The 23,801-nt window shown below is 63.5% G+C and carries 23 protein-coding genes; 13 read left to right on the top strand and 10 right to left on the bottom strand.

Annotated elements, in window-relative coordinates:
• The 4 genes from DOM54_RS14650 to DOM54_RS14635 all read left to right on the top strand — a co-directional run bounded on the left by DOM54_RS14650 (position 1) and on the right by DOM54_RS14635 (position 3,355).
• Positions 1-978, top strand: a complete 978-nt coding sequence (locus DOM54_RS14650; protein ID WP_110717052.1) for a metallophosphoesterase — start codon at positions 1-3, stop codon at positions 976-978.
• 345 nt (positions 979-1,323) lie between these two features.
• Positions 1,324-2,205, top strand: a complete 882-nt coding sequence (locus DOM54_RS14645; RefSeq protein ID WP_110717051.1) for a rhomboid family intramembrane serine protease — start codon at positions 1,324-1,326, stop codon at positions 2,203-2,205.
• Positions 2,202-2,468: a YeaC family protein gene (locus tag DOM54_RS14640; protein ID WP_110717050.1), complete on the top strand. Its 267-nt coding sequence runs from the start codon at positions 2,202-2,204 to the stop codon at positions 2,466-2,468. The genes DOM54_RS14645 and DOM54_RS14640 overlap by 4 nt, the downstream gene beginning before the upstream one ends.
• Positions 2,465-3,355, top strand: coding sequence for a DUF2797 domain-containing protein (locus tag DOM54_RS14635; RefSeq protein ID WP_420852758.1), 891 nt, complete (start codon positions 2,465-2,467; stop codon positions 3,353-3,355). Before DOM54_RS14640 ends, DOM54_RS14635 begins: the two co-directional genes overlap by 4 nt.
• A 10-nt stretch (positions 3,356-3,365) precedes the next feature.
• Here the strand turns inward: DOM54_RS14635 and DOM54_RS14630 are convergent, their stop codons facing one another.
• Complete coding sequence (locus DOM54_RS14630) at positions 3,366-4,853, bottom strand: RimK family protein (protein WP_110717048.1); 1,488 nt, start codon at positions 4,851-4,853, stop codon at positions 3,366-3,368.
• A gap of 247 nt (positions 4,854-5,100) precedes the next feature.
• Here DOM54_RS14630 and DOM54_RS14625 point away from each other — a divergent pair, with 247 nt between their 5' ends.
• Entirely contained in the window at positions 5,101-5,586 is a 486-nt protein-coding gene (locus DOM54_RS14625; protein WP_110717047.1) for a GNAT family N-acetyltransferase, read from the top strand.
• Positions 5,587-5,631: 45 nt separating this feature from the next.
• Positions 5,632-6,117: a YajQ family cyclic di-GMP-binding protein gene (locus DOM54_RS14620; protein WP_110717046.1), complete on the top strand. Its 486-nt coding sequence runs from the start codon at positions 5,632-5,634 to the stop codon at positions 6,115-6,117.
• Positions 6,118-6,163: 46 nt separating this feature from the next.
• Here the strand turns inward: DOM54_RS14620 and DOM54_RS14615 are convergent, their stop codons facing one another.
• Complete coding sequence (locus DOM54_RS14615; protein ID WP_162619886.1) at positions 6,164-6,970, bottom strand: DODA-type extradiol aromatic ring-opening family dioxygenase; 807 nt, start codon at positions 6,968-6,970, stop codon at positions 6,164-6,166.
• Positions 6,971-7,185: 215 nt separating this feature from the next.
• Between DOM54_RS14615 and DOM54_RS14610 the strand changes: the two genes are divergently transcribed.
• The 3 genes from DOM54_RS14610 to DOM54_RS14600 all read left to right on the top strand — a co-directional run bounded on the left by DOM54_RS14610 (position 7,186) and on the right by DOM54_RS14600 (position 11,717).
• On the top strand, positions 7,186-7,596 hold the full coding sequence (locus DOM54_RS14610; protein ID WP_338067025.1) for a YbaN family protein: 411 nt from the start codon (positions 7,186-7,188) through the stop codon (positions 7,594-7,596).
• Positions 7,597-7,777: 181 nt separating this feature from the next.
• Positions 7,778-10,429 (top strand): aminopeptidase N, encoded by a 2,652-nt coding sequence (pepN, locus tag DOM54_RS14605; RefSeq protein WP_110717043.1) that lies wholly within the window; start codon positions 7,778-7,780, stop codon positions 10,427-10,429.
• Between the two features lie 88 nt (positions 10,430-10,517).
• Positions 10,518-11,717 carry an MFS transporter gene (locus tag DOM54_RS14600; protein WP_110717042.1) on the top strand — a complete coding sequence of 400 codons (1,200 nt, stop codon included), beginning with the start codon at positions 10,518-10,520 and terminating at the stop codon, positions 11,715-11,717.
• 130 nt (positions 11,718-11,847) lie between these two features.
• On the opposite strand, the gene aldA is transcribed toward DOM54_RS14600, so the two are convergent.
• From aldA to nfo, 3 genes are all read right to left on the bottom strand, one after another.
• Entirely contained in the window at positions 11,848-13,323 is a 1,476-nt protein-coding gene (gene aldA, locus DOM54_RS14595; RefSeq protein ID WP_110717041.1) for an aldehyde dehydrogenase, read from the bottom strand.
• A gap of 175 nt (positions 13,324-13,498) precedes the next feature.
• Positions 13,499-13,786 (bottom strand): hypothetical protein, encoded by a 288-nt coding sequence (locus DOM54_RS14590; RefSeq protein WP_110717040.1) that lies wholly within the window; start codon positions 13,784-13,786, stop codon positions 13,499-13,501.
• Between the two features lie 21 nt (positions 13,787-13,807).
• Positions 13,808-14,656: a deoxyribonuclease IV gene (nfo, locus tag DOM54_RS14585; protein WP_110717039.1), complete on the bottom strand. Its 849-nt coding sequence runs from the start codon at positions 14,654-14,656 to the stop codon at positions 13,808-13,810.
• 187 nt (positions 14,657-14,843) lie between these two features.
• Between nfo and DOM54_RS14580 the strand changes: the two genes are divergently transcribed.
• Positions 14,844-16,394, top strand: a complete 1,551-nt coding sequence (locus DOM54_RS14580; RefSeq protein WP_110717038.1) for a methyl-accepting chemotaxis protein — start codon at positions 14,844-14,846, stop codon at positions 16,392-16,394.
• Positions 16,395-16,399: 5 nt separating this feature from the next.
• On the opposite strand, the gene DOM54_RS14575 is transcribed toward DOM54_RS14580, so the two are convergent.
• Positions 16,400-17,002: a hypothetical protein gene (locus DOM54_RS14575; protein WP_110717037.1), complete on the bottom strand. Its 603-nt coding sequence runs from the start codon at positions 17,000-17,002 to the stop codon at positions 16,400-16,402.
• A 229-nt stretch (positions 17,003-17,231) separates the two neighbouring features.
• On the opposite strand from DOM54_RS14575, the gene DOM54_RS14570 reads away from it, so the two are divergent.
• Positions 17,232-17,435 (top strand): putative motility protein, encoded by a 204-nt coding sequence (locus DOM54_RS14570; protein WP_110600908.1) that lies wholly within the window; start codon positions 17,232-17,234, stop codon positions 17,433-17,435.
• Between the two features lie 505 nt (positions 17,436-17,940).
• Positions 17,941-18,267 (top strand): DUF1127 domain-containing protein, encoded by a 327-nt coding sequence (locus DOM54_RS14565; protein WP_110717036.1) that lies wholly within the window; start codon positions 17,941-17,943, stop codon positions 18,265-18,267.
• A gap of 75 nt (positions 18,268-18,342) precedes the next feature.
• On the opposite strand, the gene DOM54_RS14560 is transcribed toward DOM54_RS14565, so the two are convergent.
• From DOM54_RS14560 to DOM54_RS14545, 4 genes are all read right to left on the bottom strand, one after another.
• Positions 18,343-19,140, bottom strand: coding sequence for an HpcH/HpaI aldolase family protein (locus tag DOM54_RS14560; RefSeq protein ID WP_110717035.1), 798 nt, complete (start codon positions 19,138-19,140; stop codon positions 18,343-18,345).
• Positions 19,141-19,240: 100 nt separating this feature from the next.
• Entirely contained in the window at positions 19,241-20,218 is a 978-nt protein-coding gene (locus tag DOM54_RS14555) for a tripartite tricarboxylate transporter substrate binding protein (protein ID WP_110717034.1), read from the bottom strand.
• 180 nt (positions 20,219-20,398) lie between these two features.
• The gene (locus tag DOM54_RS14550; RefSeq protein WP_110717077.1) at positions 20,399-20,914 is read right to left on the bottom strand and encodes an invasion associated locus B family protein; all 516 of its coding nucleotides are present in this window, start codon (positions 20,912-20,914) and stop codon (positions 20,399-20,401) included.
• Positions 20,915-21,300: 386 nt separating this feature from the next.
• The gene (locus tag DOM54_RS14545; protein ID WP_110717033.1) at positions 21,301-21,786 is read right to left on the bottom strand and encodes an Lrp/AsnC family transcriptional regulator; all 486 of its coding nucleotides are present in this window, start codon (positions 21,784-21,786) and stop codon (positions 21,301-21,303) included.
• 256 nt (positions 21,787-22,042) lie between these two features.
• Here DOM54_RS14545 and DOM54_RS14540 point away from each other — a divergent pair, with 256 nt between their 5' ends.
• Positions 22,043-23,749 (top strand): 2-isopropylmalate synthase, encoded by a 1,707-nt coding sequence (locus DOM54_RS14540; protein WP_110717032.1) that lies wholly within the window; start codon positions 22,043-22,045, stop codon positions 23,747-23,749.
• Positions 23,750-23,801: the final 52 nt, after the last annotated feature.

The raw sequence follows: 23,801 nt of genomic DNA, 5'->3' as shown, positions 1-23,801 counted from the left end.
ATGTCACAGGACGATAGTGTCGACGGCTACGACCTGATCGGGGATGTGCACGGTTGTGGGCACACGTTGGTACGCCTGCTCGAAAAGCTGGGCTATCGGGCGGACGATGGCGTCTTCCGCCATCCACGCCGACGCGTGATCTTTCTGGGTGATCTGATCGACCGCGGCCCCAGCATCCGACTGGCGGTTGCGGTGGCCAAGGGCATGGTCGATGCCGGCGAGGCCCATATCGTGATGGGGAATCACGAGGTCAACGCTCTGGCCTACTGCCACCAGGCACCGAGCGACAGCAAACGTGAGTGGCTACGTGAGCATACCCCGCGCAACAACCGGATCATCGGTCGCACCCTGGAGCAGTTCCACGCCTTTCCGCTGGAGTGGGAGAACTGTCTCTCCTGGTTCATGACACTGCCGTTGTGCCTCGACCTGGGAGGGCTGCGGGTGGTCCACGCGTGCTGGGACGAGCCGCTGATCGCCGCTTTCCTGGCGCGTCGCCCCGATGCCCGTATCGATCGGGACTTTCTGATCGAATCGATCGATCACGGCAGCCTGGCGCAGCGGGTCCTGGATCGGCTGACACGCGGTACCCAACTGCCGTTGCCCCCGGGCGTGGAGATCCGCTCCGGCGATGGCTTCACGCGGCGCTCGTTCCGCACCCATTTCTGGTGTCGGGACCCGCGCACCTACGGCGATGTGGTGTTTCAGCCCGACAACCTGCCGTTGGGACTGGAGGATCGCCTCCTGAGCGCCGGCGAAAGGGCGAGGTTGAGCTACTATCCGGAATCGGCACCGCCACTGTTCGTGGGCCACTACTGGTGCAAGGGGGTCCCGGCGTTGCCGCGGGCGAACATCGCCTGTCTCGATTACAGCGCGGTGAAGTATGGCCGGCTGGTGGCCTATCGCTGGGACGGGGAAGAGCGGCTCGACGCCAACCGTTTCGTCTGGGTCGATGTCGAGAGGGCGGGTGCGCATGATTGATGTCGCGAGCTTGGCTGTCGCGATTTTTGCATTTTTTTACAATGATTCTAGTAATTGATTTCTCGGGTTTTTCTGACAGCCCCGGTGCCAATCGGGAAAAAAATGGGATTTTTGTCCCTCCGCCGAGGAACTCCGCCCGGCGGATACCCTCAAAGTCAGTGTTCCCTTGAATGATCCCTTGCTCTTATCCGGCGGCCTTCCGCCGGATTTTTCTTTTTCTGGTCTGTAGAATGGCGGCGTCGAACGACCATCGACGTCGTCGAGCGCCGGGCCGTCCGCCCGGCGCGCGCCCGTGTCGTCGATTCCCGTCGTCACTTTTCTCGGAAACCGGGTCGGACCTTTCCCATGTACAAGTTACTCGAACTGCCCGACGATCTGGATACGCGTCCGCTCCGGCAGGCGATGTGGGCAAACCATATCGGCCATCGCTTCACCCAGGAGGCCGATCGGCAGGTGCTGTGGCTGGCGGATCCCGAACAGCGGGACGAGGCGGCACGGCTGATCGAGCTGTGGCATCGCGGCGAGCTGGAAACGTCGGCTGCCCAGTCGGCGCCTCGCCGGCGTCCCAGCATCACCGGCCAGGCCTTCGGCCAGGCGCCGCTCGCGGCAGGGCTGATTGCGGTCTGCGTGGCGGTCTTCCTCTGCATGATGTTTGCCGGGGATGCCATCGTCCGTGCTTTCACCATCGTACCGCTCGAGGTGATGGGGCAGCGGCTGGTGCCCGGCGATCTCGCCTCCGACACCCTGGCCGGTGGCCAGCTATGGCGGCTGTTCACGCCGGCGCTGCTGCACTTCGGTTGGATGCACCTGATCTTCAACATGCTGTGGGTGTGGTACTTCGGCCGCCAGGTAGAGTCGCTCCAGGGCTGGCGCCGGCTGGGTATCATTGTCGTCGTGGCCGCGCTGTTCTCGAATCTGGCCCAGTACTTCACTGGCACCGTGCTGTTCGGGGGAATGTCCGGTGTCGACTATGCGCTGCTCGGCTATGTCTGGCTGATGTCCCGGCGCCGGCCCGAAAGCGGCCTCTTCGTGCCTCAGATGCTGATGGTCTTCATGCTCGGCTGGATGGTCTTTACCATGACTGGGCTGGGCGACGCCTTCGGCTTCGGCAACGTTGCCAACGAGGCGCATCTGGGGGGATTGCTGATCGGGTTGATCATGGGCTGGTTCGCCAGCCGCAACGCACCGGGAGGCGCCGACCACGACGCCTCGGGAGACAGAAAATGAGCGAGATGAGTTTCGACCGCATGGTCGCGCAGATGACGCCGGAGATGTACCAGAACTTCAAGCAGGCCATCGAGCGTCGCAAGTGGCCGGACGGCCGCCGGCTGAACGCTGAACAGACCGAGCTGTGCATGGAGGCCGTGATCAAGTACGAGATGATCCATGACGTTCCCGCGGAGCAGCGTGTCGGCTATTTGGAGCGCAACGAGTGCGCCTCCGGCAGCCACTCCTCCGCCGAGGAAGCCGCGGTCAAATGGATCAACTGATCCCGCTGGCATCCGGTGACGAGGGCCTCCCGGGAGAGGGCCGGCAAGATCGGGCCCATGGCCAGTTGCGCAAGCTCGATATCCGGCTACCGGTGGCGGGGCGACCGGTGGAGTACACGCTGCGGGCCGGCGACCGGCGCATGGGGCTAAACGCCTGGCTGGGCCGGCGCGTCGAGCTGCATCACACCGGCGAGATTCACTGTATCGAGTGCGGTCGGGCCACGCGCAAGAGCTTCGGCCAGGGTCACTGCTACCCCTGTTTCTCGTCGCTGGCGCACTGCGATCTCTGCATGATGCGCCCGGAGACCTGTCACTACTTCCAGGGTACCTGCCGCGATCCCGCCTGGGGGGAGCGTCACTGCTTTCGTCCGCACACCGTCTACCTGGCCAACGCCTCCGGGCTCAAGGTCGGCATCACGCGCGGCACCAACATGCCGACACGCTGGCTCGACCAAGGGGCGATTCAGGCGCTACCGATTCTCGACGTGGAGACGCGTCAGCAGTCCGGGTTCGTCGAAACGCTGTTCAAGGCGCAGGTTTCCGATCGCACCAACTGGCGGGCGATGCTCAAGGGCGAAGTCGACCCGCTGGATCTGGTGGCCGAGCGCGATCGGCTGCTGGCGTCGCTCGAGCCCGGGCTGGCAGAACTGCGTCGACGGTTCGGTCACGACGCCATCCAGGCGGTCGATGATGTCTCGCCACTGTCGATCGACTACCCGGTGCTCGAGTGGCCGCGCAAGATCGTATCGTTCAATTTCGACAAGACGCCCCGGATCGAGGGCACCCTGATGGGGCTCAAGGGCCAGTATCTGATCTTCGATACCGGCGTTATCAACCTGCGCAAATTCGCCGGCTATCAGGTGGCCGTGAGCGCCGAGGCGGCCTGAAGCGGGAGCGTCAGCGCGGCTTGTGCTCGAGCTGGCGCTCCATGCGGTTCAGGAATACCGCCATCACCCGGTCGTAGAGTTTATCCTTCAGCACCACGTCCTCAACGCCCGCGTCCAGGTTGGGGTTGTCGTTGACCTCGATGACCACGACCCGGTCGCCGATCTGCTTGAGGTCGACCCCGTAGAGGCCGTTGCCGATCAGCTTGGTCGCCCGCAACGCGGCCTTGACCACCGGTGGCGGCACTTCGGACAGATCGTGGGTGGTGAAGCCCCCGCTGCGTGTCTTGCCGCTGGAGTGGTCGTAGATCTGCCAGTGACCGCGAGCCATGTAGTAGCGGCTGGCGAACAGCATCTGGCCGTCGAGTACGCCGATGCGCCAGTCGAAGTCAGTGGGCAGCCACTCCTGAAGCAGCAGCAGGGCGGAGGATTCGAACAGCTTGGGGGCCTCCGCGACCAGCTCCTCCCGCGATCGAATCTTGACCACGCCCTTGGAAAAAGCGCCGTCCGGCACCTTCAACACCAGCGGATACTCCAGGTGGGCCAGCTTCTCGTCGAGCCGCTCCATGTCGCCGCGATAGAGCAGTTGGCCGCGAGGCGCGGGGATCTTGTGGGTGCCCAGCAACTCGTGGAGAAAAATCTTGTTGGTGCAGCGCAGGATCGACTGCGGGTCGTCGATTACCACCAGCCCCTCGTGTTCGGCCTTCTTGGCCATGCGGTAGGTGTGGTGGTCCAGCCGGGTCGTTTCGCGGATGAACAGGGCGTCGAATTCGGCCAGCCGACCGGCATCGCGATGGGTGATCAGGTTGACGTCGATGCCCAGCCGCCGGCCGGCGCGGATGAAACGCTTGATGGCCCCCCGATTGCTGGGCGGCAACGCTTCCTGCGGGTCGACCAGGATCGCCAGGTCGAAACGGTAGCGACGGCGCGCACGCGGGGTGCGCCAGACGCGAGTCGAATGGCGGTTCAGCGCCGTCGCGAACAGATCCTCCTCGCCGGGCTGCAGCGCGGTCAGCGCCAAGGGCTTGAGTCGTGCCAGCCGCCAGACGTTCTGGCGTTTCTCGAAACGGGCTTCCAGCAATGGATGGGGCAGGCGCTCGAACAGCCTTCGGGCCAGGCGCTGCAACTCCGGCTCGCGACACTCACCGAAGAACACCCGCAGGGTGAAGGCGTCGCCCGCCAGCGCACCGCGCTTGTCCAGTTCCATCAACAAGGGGTCGATGGCGGCCAGCTGCATGTCGATCAGGGCCTTGCGCGACAGCTGATTGAGGGTTTCCACGCTGGGCAGGACGCGCTGGTCGCGGGCCTGGGCCAGCAACGAGACGTAGTAACCGGTTTCCAGGTAGTCGAGGTTGGCGCACAGGTTGATGACATGAGTGGCGTCATCCGCTGCCACCGAGCCGTCCAGTGCCAGAAAGGCGTCGGCGCTGATCAGGTCCTCGGAAGGGTAGTAGGGTTGCCAGTCGGCAAGGCGGTCGACGACGATACGCAGGCGTGACATGAAATCGGTGGCTCCTTTTCCCGCCATCTCCCCATGGGAGGCGGCGGAGATCGATACGGCAGGCGTCGAGGCTGCGGGGGGAACAGCATGCGACGACGGGAAGGCGGCGACAAGTCGTTGTCGGCGTGAAATAATTTCAGCATCGCCGGTACGTTGAAGGTCCTTCCGAAGGCCTGCCGGTGCGGTTTCAGGGCGATGAAGACCTGAAGACACTGGAATTCTAGATGAATCTGATGAGAGCGCACGCATGCTCCGCACGCTTCGTCGCGGCTTACCCGCCGATTGCGACGCCTTGTACCAACTGGAAGAGCGCTGCTTCGACAGTGACCGCTTCAGCCGGCGCCAACTGGCGCACCTGTTGACCCGCGCCAATGCCATCAACCTGCTCGCCGTTGCAGAGGATCAGCGTGTCGTTGGCTACGGCACGTTGCTGTTTCGGCGCAACAGCGCCACGGCGAGGCTCTACTCCTTCTGCGTCGATCCGGCCGCCCGCGGCACCGGGCTCGGGCGGGAGCTGCTCCAGGCGCTGGAAAAGGCGGCGCAGGGGCGCGGCAGCCAGCGCCTGCTGCTCGAGGTGCGTGCCGACAATCGTGTCGCGATGGGACTCTATCGCCGAATGGGGTTCATCGCCCATCGCTGGCTGGACGACTATTATGCCGATGGCTGTGCCGCCTGGCAGATGGACAAGCGACTTGACGCTCCCGAGGCGCCCGATGCGGCGTCAGCCGACTGACCCTCGCCGCAGCCGCGGCGGATTTTTTGACTGAGGACTATTCCCATGCCGTCTTTCGATATCGTCTCTGAATTCGATCGTCATGAAGCGACCAACGCCGTCGACCAGGCGAACCGCGAGATACAGACTCGCTTCGACTTCCGCGGCGTCGATGCCAGCTTCTCGCTGGAGGGCGAGACCGTGTCGCTCGAGGCGGACGCTGAGTTCCAGCTGCAGCAGATGATCGATGTGCTGCGCAACAAGCTGATCGCTCGGGGTATCGACCCGCGCTGCATGGAGATCGAGGACGCCCAGACCTCCGGCGTCAAGGCGCGCCAGCAGGTCAAGCTCAAGCAGGGCCTGGAACAGCCCGATGCCAAGGCGATCGTCAAGCTGCTCAAGGAGTCGAAGCTCAAGGTGCAGCCGGCGATCCAGGGCGACAAGGTCCGGGTGACCGGCAAGAAGCGCGACGACCTGCAGCAGGCGATCGCGTTGCTCAAGGGCGAGGATGGCCCCGACCTGCCGCTGCAGTACGACAACTTTCGGGAGTGACGCGGCGCCGGCTGCCCCAAACGCCGGCCCGCCCCGACTCCACTCGCTAAGCGGCGGCGGTGTCGAGCCGCCCCGACAGCTCCTCGCTGCCCAGCGCCAGCATGCTCAGATTGCCGAACATGAAGCTTTCGTGAAGTGTCCGAAGCGGTCGGCCCTCCATGGCACCCACACACATCAGCAACGGCAGGAAGTGCTCGGGCGTCGGGTGCGCGTAGCGGGCGTTCGGCGCATCCCGCCACGCTCTCATCGCGTCGAGGTCGCCACGTGCGGCGACGTCGATGGCCCAGTCGTGAAACTGCCGTGCCCAGGTATCCGGCGCATCGTGGATGACGTGCCGGGCGCCGAGATTGTGGGTGGCGGCACCGGAGCCGATCAGCATCACGCCGTTGGTTGCGGCCCATCGGCCCAATGCCGCCGCTATCTGGAGCTGGGTTGCGGTATCGGCCGCCATGGGCACGCTGATCGGTATCAACGGCACATCGGCCTGCGGCCACAGCAGCGAGAGTGGCGACCAGATACCATGATCCAGCGGTCTGGTGGAGTCCAGGCGGGCGTCGATACCTGACGCGGCGAGGTCCTCGCTCAGTTGCCGTGCCATTGTCGGCGCGCCGACTGCAGGATATCGCAGCCGGTAGAGTGGGTCGGGGAAGCCGTGGAAATCGTGCCAGGTGGCGGGGCTCTCGGCACTGCCCAGAACCAGCCCCGGTGCTTCGAAGTGCGCCGAGATCACCAGCGCGACCGGTGGCTTGATCAACCGCTCGCCGAGATCGGCCAGAAAGGCGCGGGCCGGGTGGTCGGTCAGGCTGAGATCTGGGGAGCCGTGAGAGAGATAGAGGATCTGGCGCGTGGTCATGACAGTCGCTTCCGGGGGCATGGGCGTGACCTACAGCCTACGCCGAAGACCGGGCCAAACTAGCCGTCTCCAGGCGAACGGATGGTTTCGCTATCGTCAACATTGGCGTTTTCCATCGACGGAGATTGGAGGGCAGGGAGGAGGCTGGTTTACACTACCCAACCAAGCGTCCTCTTCGGGTGGCGCCTCGATCCATCGCAGTGGGGATGTCCGGCATGCGTAATGCCATCTATGTCACCTTGGCCGCCATCAGCTTTGCGCTGGGCGTGATCGGTCTGTTCCTGCCGGTGATGCCGACCACCTGTTTCATGCTCGCAGCGGTGTGGCTGGCGTCGCGAGGCTCGCCACGATTTGCCAACTGGATTCGCAACCACCCGCGCTTCGGCCCGCCGATACAGTCATGGGAACGCGAGCGTGCCATTCCCAGGCACGCCAAGATCATGGCGGTGATCATGCTAGGCGTGTCGTGTGCGATCATCGCTTTCACCGTTTCCCTCTGGCCACTGAAGGTGGGCCTGATCCTGGGGCTGGCGGGGCTGGCCCTCTGGATCGTGACGCGGCCCTTGCCGAGCCTGCAGTGCCCGGTGCGCGGGGTATGGTCGGAAGAGGCCCCCGAGCGCCGCTGAGCCCAGGGCAGATATTCGCGGTTCTCCCCCCCGCTGTCATCCCGCCCGGCCTCCGGGCGTCATCCTGATTCGATATCGTTCCGGTCACGCGGGTAGAATGGTGCTCGATCGTCGGTCGCCGGGTCCGCTTTCCAATTCGACCCGCCGTCGCGACCTACCCACTTCCACAAGGAGCGTTGCCATGTCTGAGATGCAAGCGACCTATCTCAAGGACTATCTGCCGCCGGCGTACCGCGTCACGCATACCGAGCTCACCTTCGATCTCGCGCCGGCCGCCACCCGGGTCAAGGCGCGCTTGCATATGGAACGCCATCCCGATCGCAAGGCCGATGACGCTGAAACCAGCCTGCCGCTGGAACTGGCCGGGAGCGAGCTCAAGCTGATTCGTGTCGCCGTCGACGGCCAGACACTGGAGCCGGGGGAGTTCGAGGTCGGCGACGGCAAGCTGACCGTCGCGACCGTGCCGGAACGCTTCCTGCTTGATACCGAGGTCGAGATCGATCCCGATGCCAATACCGCGCTGGAGGGGCTGTATCGCTCCAACGGCATGTTCTGCACCCAGTGCGAGCCGGAAGGGTTCCGCCGGATCACCTACTATCCCGATCGGCCGGACGTGATGGCAACGTTTTCGACCACGGTGATCGGCGATCGCGAGTCGCTGCCGGTGCTGCTCTCCAACGGCAATCCGGTGGAGAAGGGCGAGTTGCCCAACAATCGTCACTTCGTGACCTGGGAGGACCCGCACCCCAAGCCGAGCTATCTGTTCGCGCTGGTCGCCGGCAGCCTGGAGAAGGTCGAGGACCACTACACCACCATGAGCGGCCGCCAGGTGCTGCTGCAGATCTGGGTCGAGCCGGAGAACCTCGACAAGACCGAGCACGCCATGGCCTCGCTCAAGCGTTCGATGCAATGGGACGAGGAGACCTATGGCCGCGAGTACGATCTCGACCGCTTCATGATCGTTGCCGTCAACGACTTCAACATGGGCGCGATGGAGAACAAGGGACTCAACATCTTCAACTCGGCGGCGGTGCTGACCCATCCGCAGACCGCCAACGATGCGACCTTCCAGCGCGTGGAGGGGATCGTCGCCCATGAATACTTCCACAACTGGTCGGGCAACCGGGTTACCTGCCGCGACTGGTTCCAGCTCTCGCTGAAGGAAGGCTTCACCGTCTTCCGTGACCAGACCTTCTCCGCCGACGTCAATTCGGCCCCGGTCAAGCGGATCGAGGACGTCTCGTTCTTCCGTACCGCCCAGTTTGCCGAGGACGCCGGGCCCACCGCCCATCCCGTCCGTCCCGATCACTACATCGAGATATCCAACTTCTACACCCTGACCATCTATGAGAAGGGCGCGGAGCTGGTGCGCATGCTGCGCCACCTGCTGGGGTGGGAGGATTTTCGTCGCGGCAGCGATCTCTACTTCGCGCGCTTCGACGGCCAGGCGGTGACGATCGAGGACTTCGTCGCCTGCATGGCGGAAGTGTCCGGGCTCGACCTCGAACAGTTCCTGCGCTGGTACTCGCAGGCAGGGACGCCGGAGGTCGACGCCCATGGCGAGTACGATTACGCCACCGGCGAATACCGCCTGCGCCTGTCGCAGCGTACCCCGGCGACGCCGGGACAGACCGACAAGCTGCCGCTGCACATTCCGGTTCGCATGGGCCTGGTGGGGACTAAGTCCGGCCACGACCTGACCCTGACGCTGGACGGTGAAAAGCGCGGTAAGGACACGGTCATTCATCTGCGCGAAGCCGAGCAGACCTTCGTCTTCACCGATGTCGAGGAGGCGCCGGTGCCGTCGCTGCTGCGCGGATTCTCGGCGCCGGTGAAATTGCGCTATCCCTACTCGCGCGAGGAGCTGGCATTCCTGCTGACCCACGACTCCGATGGGTTCAATCGCTGGGACGCCGGTCAGCGGCTGACCATGCTGGCACTGGACGACCTCATCGCCGCACACCGCAACGGCGTCGAGAAGGTGATGGACGTGCGCCTGGTCGAGGCGTATCGCAGCCTGCTCAACGAGCCCGGCGACGACAAGGCGGTGCTGGCGGAGATGCTGACGCTGCCGTCGGAGGCGTACATTGCCGAACAGCAGCCGGTAGTGGATGTCGATGCCATCCATGCCGCCCGCGAGTTCGTGCGCCAGTCGCTGGCGTGGCAACTGCGCGACGACTTTCTCGCCGTCTACCGTGACAACCTGAGTGACGAGCCCTATGCGCCGACACCGGAGCAGATCGCGAGCCGTCGGCTCAAGAACGTCGCCCTGGCCTACCTGATGAGTATCGAGGACGACGAAGTCATCAGCCTCACCCAGCAACAGCTGGAGCGGGGCGCCAACATGACCGACGTGCGCGCCGCGTTGACGCTGCTGGCGCACAGCGACCGTACCGATCTGGCCGAGCCGGCACTCAAGGCCTTCGGCGAGAAATGGGCGCACGACCCGCTGGTGATGGATCAGTGGTTCACCATTCAGGTCACCCGTCCCCAGACCGATGTGCTCGAGCGCGTGCGCTTCTTGATGGGGCATCCGCTGTTCTCGATGAAGAACCCCAACAAGGTGCGCGCGCTGATCGGCGCCTTCGCCCAGAACCGGGTCAACTTCCACCGGCTCGATGGCGAGGGCTACAAGCTGTTGGCGGATGTGGTGATCGAGCTCAACCGCCTCAATCCGGAGATCGCGGCGCGCATCATCACCCCGTTGACCCGCTGGCAGCGCTTCGACGACCAGCGCCAGGCGCTGATGAAGGCCGAGCTCGAGCGCATTCGTGCCGAGAAGCTCTCGCCCAACGTCTATGAGATGGTCGAGCGCGCACTGGCGGATGCCTGATGACGGCTGTCGCCCGGTCGGGCCGGGTCGCACCTGGCGTGCGGCTCGGTGGCCGTGCCGATAACCGGCCCCGGAGAGTGCTCGAAGGATGAGATCGCCCAATCGTCATTTTTTCGTGTCGCTGCTGCTGTCGCGGCTGGCGGACCAGATGCTGCTGTTCCTGGTACCGCTGGTGATCTATCAGTTGACCGGCAGTGTCGCCTGGTCGGGTCTGGCGTTCTTCTTCGAGACCCTGCCACGGTTTCTGGCCTTTCCGCTGTGCGGTCAGCTCTGCGACCGTCACCGCAACGATCGGTTGCTGCGATCCAGCCAGCGCTGGCGCATGGCGACGTGCATGGCGGCGATCCTGGGCTATCTGGCGATACCCCACGTGGCATGGTTGATCGGGCTGTCGGCGCTGGTCGGCATATTGTCGACCCAGGGCGTGATGGCGCGAGAAATGCTGTTGGTGCAGGCCTTCGGGTCCGCTCGCTACGAGCGGCTCGTCTCCCACGCTCAACTGTTCGACCAGGTGGGGACGGTACTTGGCCCGCTGGTGGCGGCGGCACTGCTGGCGCGGCTCGAGTGGGAGGCGGTGGTGGTGGTGATCGCGCTCGGGTTCGCGGTCAGCGATCTCGCGGTCTGGCGCTGGCAGCGCTTGGCCAGGCCCGAATTGCCGGTGCCACGGCCGCATGCCGCCAACGGGTATCGGGCGCTGCTGATCGCGGGTCATCATCTCCGCGTGAGCCCCGCGCTACCGGCCTCGATCGGCCTGGCGATGGCCGTCAATCTGCTGCTGGGGACACTACTGGCCACGGCGCCCGCCGTGGTCACCGGCGTTCAGAGCCACGGCGAAATCTACTATGGCGTGTTGCAGGCCGGCGGTGCGCTGGCCACGGTGTTGGTGTTGCTGTTCACGGCAAGATCGCTGATACCGGCGGACCGACTGGGGCTGCTGGCCTACGCGGCGATGGCGCTGGGTGGACTGATGGCGAGCGTGACCGCAATTTCGTCGCTCTATGCGCTCGGATTTCTGCTGGTGATCGGTTTCGACAAGATGTTCAGTGTCTCGATTCGCAGCCTGCGCCGTCGGGTGATTCCCTCGGAAGACTTCGGCAAGACGACGGGGCTGGTGGTGATGCTCAACAATCTGACCCAGCCGCTGGGCGGGTTGATCGTGAGCACGACGGCGGGATTTCTGGCGACGGGCTCGATCCTGCTGGCGGTGGCACTCGTCATGGTTTTCGCCGGGGGGATCATCCTGTGGCGCTACCGTGACCATGTGCTGCCGTCGTTGAGTGGGCGATAGCCGCCAGGGTTTGTACGAAAAGTCGGCGAGTGCAGGTAGCTCTCGCGCAAAGCCTAACTGCAACGGGCCGCCACTGGCGGCCCGTCATGGGGCGAATCAGCAGAACGAGGGCGGTTCGTTCGGATGGGCGTCAGGCGTAGTGCACGTACATCGTCTTGCTCTTGACGTAGGCTTCCAGCCCGTACTTGCCGTCCTCTCCGCCGAGGCCGCTGTTGCGATACCCCTTGTGAAAGCCCTGGACGGATTCGCCGGCCCCGCGGTTGACGTAGATCTCGCCGAAGTCGAGCTCACGGGTCAGCGCCATCAGGTGCTTCACGTTCTGGGTGAACACATAGGCGGATAGGCCGTACTCCGAGGCATTGGCGTACGCCATCGCCTGTTCGAAGTCTTCGACCTTCATGATCGGTGCCACCGGGCCGAAGATCTCCTCCTTCATGATATCCATGTCGTTGTTGACGTCGGTCAGTATCGTCGGCGCGTAGTAGTTGCCCTTGTCGTAATCGCCGCCGGTCAGGCGTTGGCCGCCCGTCAACAACTGCGCGCCCTGGCTCTGGGCCTGCTCGACCATGGCGTGGATCTTGTCGAGCTCTCCGGCGTTGATCTTGGGTCCCATGTCGACGTCCTTGTCGGTCAGCGGGTTGCCGACCTTGAGCGCCTCGACGCGCTGCTTGAATCGCTCCAGGAAGCGGTCGTAGATGCCGGACTGGACGTACATGCGCTCGTTGCAGGTACACACCTGGCCGCAGTTGTTGTAGCGCGAGGCAATGGCGGCATCGACCGCCGGGTCGAGATCGGCATCGTCGAGCACGATGAACGGCGCCTTGCCGCCCAGCTCGAGACGCACGATCTTGAGATGTTCTGCGGCGGCCTTGTTGATCTCGCGGCCGCCGCGCACGCTGCCGGTCATGCTGACCAGTTGGGTAATCGGGCTCTGGATCAGGTGATTGCCGATGTCTCGACCGCGACCGTTGACCAGGTTGACCACCCCATCGGGAATGCCGGCCTGGCGCGCCAGTTCGACCAGCTCGAGTGCGGTCAGCGGCGTCTCTTCCGAGGGCTTGAGCACGATGGTGTTGCCTGCGGCCAGCGCCGGACCGAGCTTGCGACCGATCAGCGCGGCGGGGAAGTTCCAGGCGGTAATGCCGACCACGACGCCATGCGGGACCTTCTGGATCCAGATCTGCTCGTCGGGATCGTCCGCCGGGATGATGTCACCCTCGAGTCGGCGGGTGTTTTCCGCCGCGAAGCGGATCAGGTCGCAGCACATGCCGACGTCCGCATCGGCTTCCGAGAGCGGCTTGCCTTGCTCGGTGGTGATCAGCCGGGCCAGGCGGTCCCGGTTGTCCTGAATCAGATCCACCAGCTTGTAGAGATGATCGGCGCGCTCGACGGCAGTCTTGCGTGACCAGGCGGGGAAGGCGTCCTGCGCTGCCTGGAGCGCCCGGTCGGCCAGCTTTTCATCGGCCAGCCGAGCCCGTGCAATGACCTCGCTGGTGGCGGGATTGAGGACGTCCAGCAACTCGCCGTCACCGGTGAGCCACTGGCCGCCAATGAACTGGTTGTAGACTTCGACGCCGTTCTGCTGCGCTTTGAGTGACTGACTCATCCTGATGTCTCCTTGTCTGACGTGACGACAGAACCTGTCGTCAATCGGTCACCAATCAATGTGACCTTGCGACCTCAAGGTGGTAGACGAAAGAGGGTATGACAAGGAGGTCACGGGGGCCAGGAGGAATAGGCATGTCTTCCCGACAATCGTTGCAATCGGGAAGAGACCCGAATCAACGAATCAGCCAGCTTAGTATCAGCAGCCCCAGCAGCAGCCACACGATGCCGCCGACGATGCCGCCGCGCACCAGCGAGCGGAGGCCGTTGATCAACAGCAGTACGCCAATCACCAGCACGGCAATGCTGAAGATCGAGTCGCTGATACCCAGCGAACCTGTCAATCCCTCGACGAAGCCGTCGATGGCTTGCCAAAGGCCGCCGAAAATGCCATGCAGCCCATTGATCACGGCACGAATCACGTTGCCGATCGCCTCGCCGAGCCAATTGAAGAATCCATCCATGGTGAGGTCTGTCCTGAAAAGTTAATCGACGTTCTGCTGATCGCGCAGCCACTGGATCTCGTCCGGCCAGATCGCCGGCTCGACGGTTTCCAGTATTAGCGGTATGTCATCGGTGCGGGGGTCGCGCATCAACGCGGTGAATCCCGGCAGACCGATATTGCCCTTACCGAGGCTGTGGTGGCGGTCGACCCGACTGGCGAACTCGCTCTTGGCATCGTTGAGGTGCATGCCGCGAAGATATCGAGCGCCGACCACACGTTCGAACTCATCGAGCATCGCAATGGCATCGACCTCGGTACGCAGGTCGTAGCCGGCTGCGAAAGCGTGACAGGTATCGATGCAGGCTCCCACGCGGGTCTTGTCGTCGACCTGTTCGATGATCTCGGCCAATTGCTCGAACCGGAAACCGAGATTCGAACCCTGGCCGGCAGTATTCTCGATCACCGCGACCACCGAGCGGGTCGGCGCATGGGTCTCGTTGATTGACTCCGCGATCCGCGCCAGGCAGTCGCGCTCGCTGATCTTGTTGAGATGGCTGCCGGGATGGAAGTTGAGCAGCGTCAGCCCCAGTTGCTCACAGCGCTGACACTCGTCGAGAAACGCGGCGCGGGATTTGGCCAGTCCCTCCGGATCGGGATGGCCCAGATTGATCAGGTAGCTGTCGTGGGGAAGTATCTGCGCCGGGCCGAAACCCTGCTCGCGGCAGGCGGTCTTGAATGCCTCGATCGTACTCTCTTCCAGGGGCTTGGCCTTCCACTGGCGCTGATTCTTGGTGAACAGCGCAAAAGCGTTGGCGCCGATCTCGGTGGCGCGACTCACGGCCTGATCGACACCGCCCGCGGCGCTGACGTGGGCTCCGATGGTTTTCATGAGGTCATCCAATCCTGGGGCTGGCGCTCGCAGTGTAACAGCCGCGTCATGACGGTGTCCTGAGGCGGGAGGGGTGGCAAGGCGGGAGTGAAGAGTCGCTGCCCGATGCCGATAACTGTTCTGATCGGCATGCCTGCCGACGCCCGGTGGATTCACCGGCCCCGACAACAAGATCGTGAGAGACGCCATGGATTCATCCGCTTCGCCCAGGGACCTGCTGGCCGGTATCTATGTTCGCGCCAATCGTCTGACGGCGCTGCTGCTGGTCGTCCTTGGTGCCGCGACACTGGGAATGGCCGCCGTTCACGGTTTGTGGTGGCCTGCCATCGTGGTGGGGTTGCCGGCCAGTATCGTACCCATCGTGATGATCCGGTGCTGGCCGACCGCGCTGACGACGCGGCTGTGCGTGGCGACGGCGTTCATGGTCCATGCGGGGCTGCAGATCCACCTGCTGCTGGGGATGATCGAGGGGCACTTCGTCATCTTCGTGCTGCTGTCGATCCTGCTGGCGTATCGCGACTGGCGAGTGCTCGCCTGCGGCGCGGGGGTGATAGCGGGTCACCACTTGCTGTTCTGCTACCTGCAACACCAGGGGTGGGACATCTATGTGATGCCGCAATCGCACATGATGGCGTATCTACCGATGGTCCTGATTCACGCGGCCTACGTGATTGTCCAGACGGTGGTGCTGGGGTTCCTGGCGCGCCAGATGGCACGCGACGCCATCAGCGCCGAGGAGCTGAGCCGTCTCAGCAGGCACATCGGGCGCCGTGAAGGCATCTTCGATCTCGGGTTCGACGATACGACGATGCGCAGCCACGTCGGTAGCGAGTTCAAGCGCACGATGCAGGTCGTGCGCGCGACGCTCGGGCGTGTGAAGACGACGCTCGTCGAGGTCGCAGCGGTGTCCACCACGATCAATCACGGCAACGACGAGCTCGCTGATCGCAATCGCCGGCAGGAGACGGCGCTGGTCCGCACCCAAGGTAAACTCGAGGCGATCGGCGGCTCCGTGCAGGAAAACAGCGACCATGCCCAGCGCGCCAGTATGCTGGCCAGCGAAGCCGGCGACGTGGCGGACGAGGGCCAGCGGATGGTTAACGCATTGACGGGGGCCATGCATCAGCTGCGCGAAAGCTCGAACAAGATCACCGAAATCACCGATCTGATCGACAGCATTGCCTTTCAGACCAATATCCTGGCGCTCAATGCTGCCGTGGAGGCGGCGCGCGCAGGGGAAAGCGGACGTGGCTTTGCGGTCGTCGCCGGCGAAGTGCAGGCGCTGGCGAATCGCAGCGCCGAAGCGTCCCGCGATATCAGGGCGCTGATCGGCGAATCTCGGCAGCAAGTCGTGAATGGTACCGCCAGGGCGGAAGACGTCGCGCGTACCATGACCGACATGCTTGGCCGGACGAACGACGTCGCCCGGTTGATCGACGGAATCAGCCAGGCCTGTTGCCGACAGAGCGACGATATCGGCGAGGTCAACGCCGATCTGCGTGGGATCGCCCAGGACACCGAGGAGAACGGATCCCTGGTCGAGAGCGTCTCGCACGCCTCCGAGCGACTGCATCAGCAATCCTCTCTGCTGGATGAAGCGGTCTCATCCTTCGACCTGGGTAAGACGATCGAGGTGGCAGCATCGGCGCCATCGAACTGCTCTTTGGCTGAAGCGGGTACCCGAAGGAAACAAGCGTTTCCTCAGGTGACCGGCCACACGCCGGCGACAGCGGGATAACCCGCTCATTTCCCGTTGAACGACAGCCCGTCGCTGATCGTGCGTAACCGCTCCATGGCCTCGTCGCTGGAAAACGGCGGCTGGCGAGGAGGGTCGTAAACTTCGCCATCGGTTCCCTGCACGATCAGGTCGATGGCGTAGCAGGTATCGTTCACCACGGCGCGATAACCTTCGACATTCTGGAAGTGGCTCATGCCGGCGTCGCCGAGGGTAAAGCCGCTAAACGCCTCTCCCGCCAGGGTGGTCTTCGACGGTGTGGCCTGGGCATTGGCGGGCAGGCGCAGGCAGTTGGCCACGGCCTCTTCGTCACGGCTTGCGCCCAAGCGCCACAGGGCGGTCTCCTCGTCGTCGGATTCGGGGAGTTCCAGCAGAATCAGGCGATCGCCGGGCGCGTCGTCCGACAGCTGCCAGCCGCCGTTGTCGAAATAGCTGGAGACCTCGCCATCGACGCGTATCAGCGAGGCGTCGTATCGTACCTCGAGCGGATAATTCGCCGCCTGGAAGGTCTCCTTGGCAGCGTCGGTATCCTGATTCGAAGCGTCACGCTGCTGGCAGGCACTCAAGGCAACGCCGGCACAGAGGGTGAGGGTCAACGCGAGTCTGGGCATCGATATATCCTTCGGACGGTAAACGCTTGACTGGATTGGAATTGCGTCGTCAAGCGTAGACGATAGCGTGGTGATTTTCTCGGCAGGAGAGCCTTGCTGCGGTTCCTGCTCGCACCCGACGGCTAAAGTCGGTGGGGCGTCGCGCCGATAGACCGATGGATGGACCGAAAGATCGAGAAACCGAGAGTGCCATGAAAGCGTGGCCTTTCTTCGGATCGAGGAGTTTGTGATGGATACTGCAGTCAATGCCGCCGTCGGTACGGCGCTGGCGCTACAGAACTTCAATCAGGACCAGCAAGCGCAGAATAGTCTGTTGAAGCAGTCGCTGGATGGGCAGGCGTCACACATCGCGCAATTGATGTCCTCGGTGGCGCCGTCGCCGGAGCTGGCATCCTCCGGCAGTGTGGGAACGCAAATCAACACCTATGCCTGAAGCCCTAGCCCGGCTTGCGCTACCCAGCGCGCCGGGCGTTTTGGGTCTTGCCGAACCCTAGCGTCGCCGATCGATCCCCGCTCGCCAGGCCACACCTCCAGGCGTGAGCGCGGTACCCTCGCTTTTCTGCCCTTGAGTTGTCATTAAAGCGGGCTCGAAGAAATTCTCCCTATTTCGATTTTTCCGGTTGACGCCGGTAGAGGCCTCGTTTTTAATCAAAATGACCGGAGGTAATAAGATTATTGCTTCCGGTCATTCGATAACGAATGACGTTATCGAAACTCTCCCACTAATTTCGGAAATCGTGATGAATTCCCATCGCCTGATCTGGTCAACGTTCTTCGACATCGCGCGTCTGCGCGGTATGCGAGCACGTTGCCGGTCGCGCGCCCTGGATTGAATTTCATCATCGGCCGCGACACCCATCGCGGCCGAAAGACGAAGAAAGTCCACGCCTTTTTACTGCGATTCGTGTCCGGCCTCCTCCAGCCTGGAGATCAGGGGCATGAAGTTTTCTAGCATTTTCAAAGCATTGTTGCAGCGCCTCGCCGTGGAACGGCAGTATCGGCACGACTTGAAGGCCCTGAGTGGGTTGAACGATCACATGCTCAAGGATATCGGTCTGCGCCGGACCGAGAACGAAATCGTTTCGGCCTTCCCGACCTTTGACGAAAAAGCGAGGATGAAGGATCGCGTTCTCGGCGACATTGAGCGTGCCAAAGCGCACCGGAAGACGGCGGACATTACGAGGGCAGTGGAAGCACTGCCGGGCGTCGAGTCCCTCACGAACAAGACCGTGATATGTCGATATTGCGGAGAACAATTGGCTTAGCCAAGCCCCGGTCACAGGATGTGGCCGGGGCTTCTCTGGTGATTCGCTTGTCGTCGGTAACCTCCAGGGCGGGGTTCAGTAGCCGAGACTCGATTTCGGCTGAGGGATGTCGGACTTGTAGCGCGAAATCGTATCGATGGCAGCCTGGTGCAGCAGGCTGATATCGATACCCACGGCGATGAAGTCAAAACCCCATTGCGCATACCGTCTGGCATCTGCCTCGGCGGGGGCCAGAATGCCGGCGGCCTTGCCGGCAGCGTGGGTGACCTCGAGGGTACGACGGATCATCGCCTGAACATCGGAATGATTCGGATTGCCGGCATGGCCGACCCCGGTGGAGAGGTCCACCGGGCCGACGAAGACGGCATCGACGCCCTCGGTTGCCGCTATCGCTTCGGCATTGTCGACGCCGGTCCGCGACTCCACCTGGACTATGAGGCAGAGTTCCTCGTGGGCTCGGGCCAGGTAATTCTCGACGCTGTCCCATCGCGTGGCGCGAGTCAGGCCGCCACCGACGCCCCGGAAACCGTTCGGCGGGTAGCGTGTCGCGGCGACCAGTCTGGCGGCCTGTTCGGCCGTGTCGACCATCGGGATCATCAACGTCTGGGCGCCGATATCGAGTAGCTGCTTGATCAGGGCAGGGTCGTGGTTGACGGTACGCACCACCGGTGCACTGGAATAGGGTGCCACGGCCTGCAGCTGCGACAGGATGGAAGGGACCGTGTTGGGTGCGTGTTCACCGTCGATCAACAGCCAGTCGAACCCGGTGGTGGCGAGAATCTCGGTGGCATAGCCGGTACCGAAGCCGGCCCAGCAGCCATAGCGCGTATTGCCGTCAAGCGAGCGTTGGAAGGGATTCTGCGGCAGCTCCATGCCGGTCACCTCTTGGGTAGCTGAGACGAGAATGAGAACGAGCCGGTATCGTCACGACGCCGGCCCGATCGGTTATCGATTGCAGAGTATTGGGCACCGCTCAATGGGTTAGCCCCATCTCGCCCATGATCTTGCCAAATTTCTGGTCATCCTCGGCCATCAGCTGGGCGAAGCCATCGGCGTCTCGCCACACCACGCCGTAACCCTGCCTGGCCATGAAGCTCTGGTAGGCATCGCTGTCGTAGGCTTTCTTCAGCGCATCCTCGAGCGTGGCCACGACATCTTCACTCATCCCCTTGGGGCCGACGATGCCACGCCACGCGCCCAGCGTAAAATCACTGCCGATCTGCTCCTTGAAGGTTGGTACGTCGGGAAAGCCTTCCAGTCTTTCCGGTGTCATGACACCGAGGCTCTGGAGTTCGCCGGCATCGATCATCGATCTCGCCTCGGGCAGCGACGAGGCCACCAGGTCGATGCTGCCGGAGGCCAGCTCGGTCATGGCCGGCGCCGAGCCTTGGCTGGGGATCCAGGTGATCTTGCCGGCGGCGATACCCTGGTCCATCAGGAAGCCATTGAGCGCGACGTGCCAGATGCCGCCCAGGCCGGTGCCCGATGCGGTATAGGTCCCCTTGGGGTTGTCCCTGACCTGGGTCACGAACGCTTCGAGATTCTCGAACGGGGAATCGTCGGCGACCGAGAGGCTGGCGGAGTCGAAGTTGATCTGGGCAATGGGAGTGAGGCCCTGATAGGTGAGGTCGGTCAGCCCTTGCCAATGCATCATCGCGACCTCGACGGTGGCCAGGCCCAGGGTGTAGCCATCCGGCCGGGCGTTGGCGATCGCGGTGTGACCGACCACGCCGCTGCCCCCGGTCCGGTTGACCACGTTGATCGTCTGCCCGAGCTGCTCTTCCAGCGACGAGGCGATGATGCGAGCCGTGGCGTCCGTGCCGCCTCCGGCCGCCCAGGGAACGATCAGGGTAATCGGCTTTTCGGGATACTCCGCCCATGCCAGTGGCGAGGCCAGAACGGCGGCGAACAGCAGCGGAGTGAAATGGCGGGACGCGCTTGATCGACTCATTGTGACCTCGCTAGACGGGTTCTGTTATCGATAAGATGCACTTTGCATGCAAAGTCTTAACCCGGACGCCACTGTCTCCACAATTGCGCAATCGTCTAATGAGGGGCTGCACTCGACCGGCCCCGACGGTGCGCCGTCGGGATCGGTCCGCCGGCGCCGCCCCTGGTATTGATGGGGCCTTTATTGCGGGCCGATGTGCTGGCTGGCGCTGGTGAAGCCCATCAGCGACAGATCCATGTCGAGCCGCTTGCCGTCGGGGGCGATGGCGCTGACCGTGGCCTTGTTGCCGCCGCGCAACTGGGCAAGCAACTGCGGCGACAGCGCCAGGTTGGCGCGGCAGCCCTGCTGCAGGCAGACCTGGTAGGGCATGCCGACCGGTTCGTTGGCGTCCACCTGCAGCTGGATACCCGGCGCCAGGCGCACGCCCAGCGGCAGCAGAAAGACCATGACCGGACCGTCGGCCTGGGCTGGACGACCGACCATGGCACGCATCAGCGGCTCGTTGCTGTCGGGGTTGCTGACCATCTGGCTCATCACGCAGCTCTTGCGTTCACCGCCCTTGGGGCAGCCCACTTCCCAGGACTGGAACTGCTGGGTATCGACCTGCGGTTCGCTAGGCTGCTGAGCCTGCGCCGGCGTCAGGATGGCGGCGGCCAGTGGCACCAGCGAGGCGAGCAGGGTACGGCGAAGAGACATGGCATTGTCCTGTGTTGTGATGGGTTGCGCGTTGTCATGCATGGGTATGGTCCAGGCTTTGCCTCAAAAGTCGACGAGCCTAGGCAAGACCTGGACGCGTGGCTACTGCAAAAAATCGGCGAGAGCGCAGACCGGGATAGCGTGCCAGTCTACGCGGTATCAATGAGCATGTGACTCGCTCCGCTAGCCCTCCTAGCCGTCCTTCGGACGTTCTGAACGAGGTTCATTGAGCCGATGTCTAACGCCGTATGGGCAAGCGTAGTACTTTTCGGACATGGCCGAATTCGCATGCCGCGTGAGACGGCGGTCACGACATTCCAGCACGCCCGATGCCGGGGTGGCCAATCGAGGCGCGGGGCGCTTCGGCGTCAGTGCCGGATACGCAGTCAGGGCGCCACCGGCACGCCGCGATTTTCGAACACTGGACGCAGCACGAAGTTGGAGTGGACGCCGGAGACGCCCTCGATCGGCGTAATATGCTGCAGCAGAAGCTGCTGATAGTCGTCCATGTCCTCGACCCGGATCTTGAGCTGGTAGTCGACCTCCTGGCCGGTGATCATCAGGCACTCCTGGACCTGGGGCAGCGCCGCCACTTGGCGCTCGAAGTTGGCGAAGCGCTCCGGGGTGTGGCGATCCATCGAGATGTGCACTAGCGCCATCAGCCGGTAGCCGAGCTGCCGCGCGTCGACCAGGGCGCGATAACCGAGGATCAGGCCGCTCTCCTCCAGCGCGCGCAGGCGGCGCAGGCAAGGCGAGGGCGAAAGGCCGATGCGCTCGGCCAGTTCCTGGTTGCTGATCCGGCCTTCCTGCTGGATCAGTTCGAGAATGCGCCGGTCGTAGCGGTCGAGTGGTGGGGGATGGGGAGATTTCATTGGCAATATCTGCCTCTGGTTGTCGTTTGATTGGCAGATTATGCCATCGGGCGACGGAAAAGATCGATCTTCGCAATGTCCTGTCGGCACAAAAACCTTACACTGTCTCTGCTGCCACAAGCAGCTTCGGGCAGGCCCCCGCATCCGGGGACCTGCCCTCGCGTCCGCCGCGATCCGCGGTGGCCCGACAGCGGGGTTCGCTCCAGCGGCGCGCCCTACAATCCTTCGGCTCTTCTACCTCGTCAGGATGGTTGCCATGTCTGCCTTCGATCATCGCGCCTTTGATCACAGAAAATACCGCCCGGCTCCCCGGGTTCCCGCCTTCGACCGCCAGTGGCCGGATCGTAATCTCGATCACGCACCGATCTGGGTCAGCGAAGACCTGCGCGATGGCAACCAGGCACTACTGGAACCGATGAGCGTCGAGCAGAAGAAGCGGTTCTGGCATCAGATCGTCAAGGTGGGGATCAAGGAAGTCATGGTGGGATTCCCGTCGGCGAGCCAGCCCGACTACGACTTCGTTCGCTGGTTGATCGAGGATGACCAGATCCCCGATGACGTGACCATTGCCGTGCTGGTGCAGTGTCGCGAGCACCTGATCGAGAAGACCTTCGAATCGCTGGTCGGTGCCAAGCGTGCCATCGTCCACCTCTATAACTCGACCTCGACCGTGCAGCGCGAGCGGGTGTTCGAGATGGATCGCGATGGCATTGTCGATATCGCGATGCAGGGGGCGACCTGGGTCAAGACCTATGCCGAGCGCTACCCGGACGTGGAGTGGCGGTTCGAGTACACCCCTGAGAGCTTTTCCAGCACCGAGATCGACTTCTCGCTGCGTATCTGCGAAGCGGTCATGGACGTCTGGCAACCGACCCCGAGTCGCAAGTGCATTCTCAACCTGCCGACCACGGTCGAAGTGGCCGGGCCACATCATCACGCCGATCAGATCGAGTACTTCTGCCAGCACATCAAGAATCGCGACAGCGTGATCATCTCGATTCATACCCACAACGATCGCGGCGGGGCGGTCGCCTCCGCGGAACTGGCACTGCTGGCCGGTGCCGAGCGCGTCGAGGGCACGCTGCTTGGCAACGGCGAGCGCACTGGCAACATGGACATCGTCACCCTCGCGATGAATCTCTATAGCCAGGGGATCGATCCGGAACTCGACCTGTCGCGGCCGGACGAGATCATCGAAGTGGTCAACGAGTGCACCAATATTCCGATTCACCCCCGCCACCCGTGGGTCGGCGAGATGGTCTACACCGCCTTCTCCGGCAGCCATCAGGATGCGATCCGCAAATCGCTCAAGAAGCAGAAGCCGGATGAGCCGTGGCAGGTAGCCTATCTGCCGATCGATCCCCATGACATCGGTCGCGACTACCAGGCGGTGATCCGGGTCAATAGCCAGTCCGGCAAGGGCGGCATGGCGTTCCTGCTCGAGCGCGACTACGGCATCAGCCTGCCGCGCTGGATGATGCTGGCGCTGGCGCCTTACGTGCAGCAGGAGAGCGAGAAGCGGGCCAGCGAACTCTCCAGCGAAATCATCCGCCAAGTCATGTTCGACCGGTTCACCAGCGAATCACCGTTGTCGCTGGCCGACTATCGTCTCTCCAAAGGGCAGCACGAAGGCATCGAGGTGACCCTGTGGCAGGGCGCCGAGACGCTGCGTCTCTCCGGCAAGGGCAACGGCGCGATGTCCTCCTTCACCGACGCGTGGCAGAAGCATTCCGGCGTCAGTGTCGGCATCATCGACTACGCCGAGCACTCGCTGGGGGGCGACAGCGAGGCCAACGCCATTGCGTTCGTCCAGCTCAATGTCGACGGGCAGCGCGTCTGCGCCGTCGCCGAGGACAGCGACACCGTCAGTGCGTCGCTCAAGGCGATCCTCTCCGGGATCAACTTGGCCGGGGCGCAGCGGGAGTCGCAGGCGAGCGACGCGCGTGCGACCACCGTCGACTGAACGCCAGTCTGACGTCAGGTGTGGAAGACGAGAAGGGCGCCCCTGGGGCGCC

The organism is Salinicola acroporae, from assembly GCF_003206615.1.
Lineage (GTDB): Bacteria > Pseudomonadota > Gammaproteobacteria > Pseudomonadales > Halomonadaceae > Salinicola > Salinicola acroporae.
The sequence above is the reverse complement of the archived record's forward strand: the minus strand, read 5'-3'. Positions and strand labels throughout refer to the sequence as shown.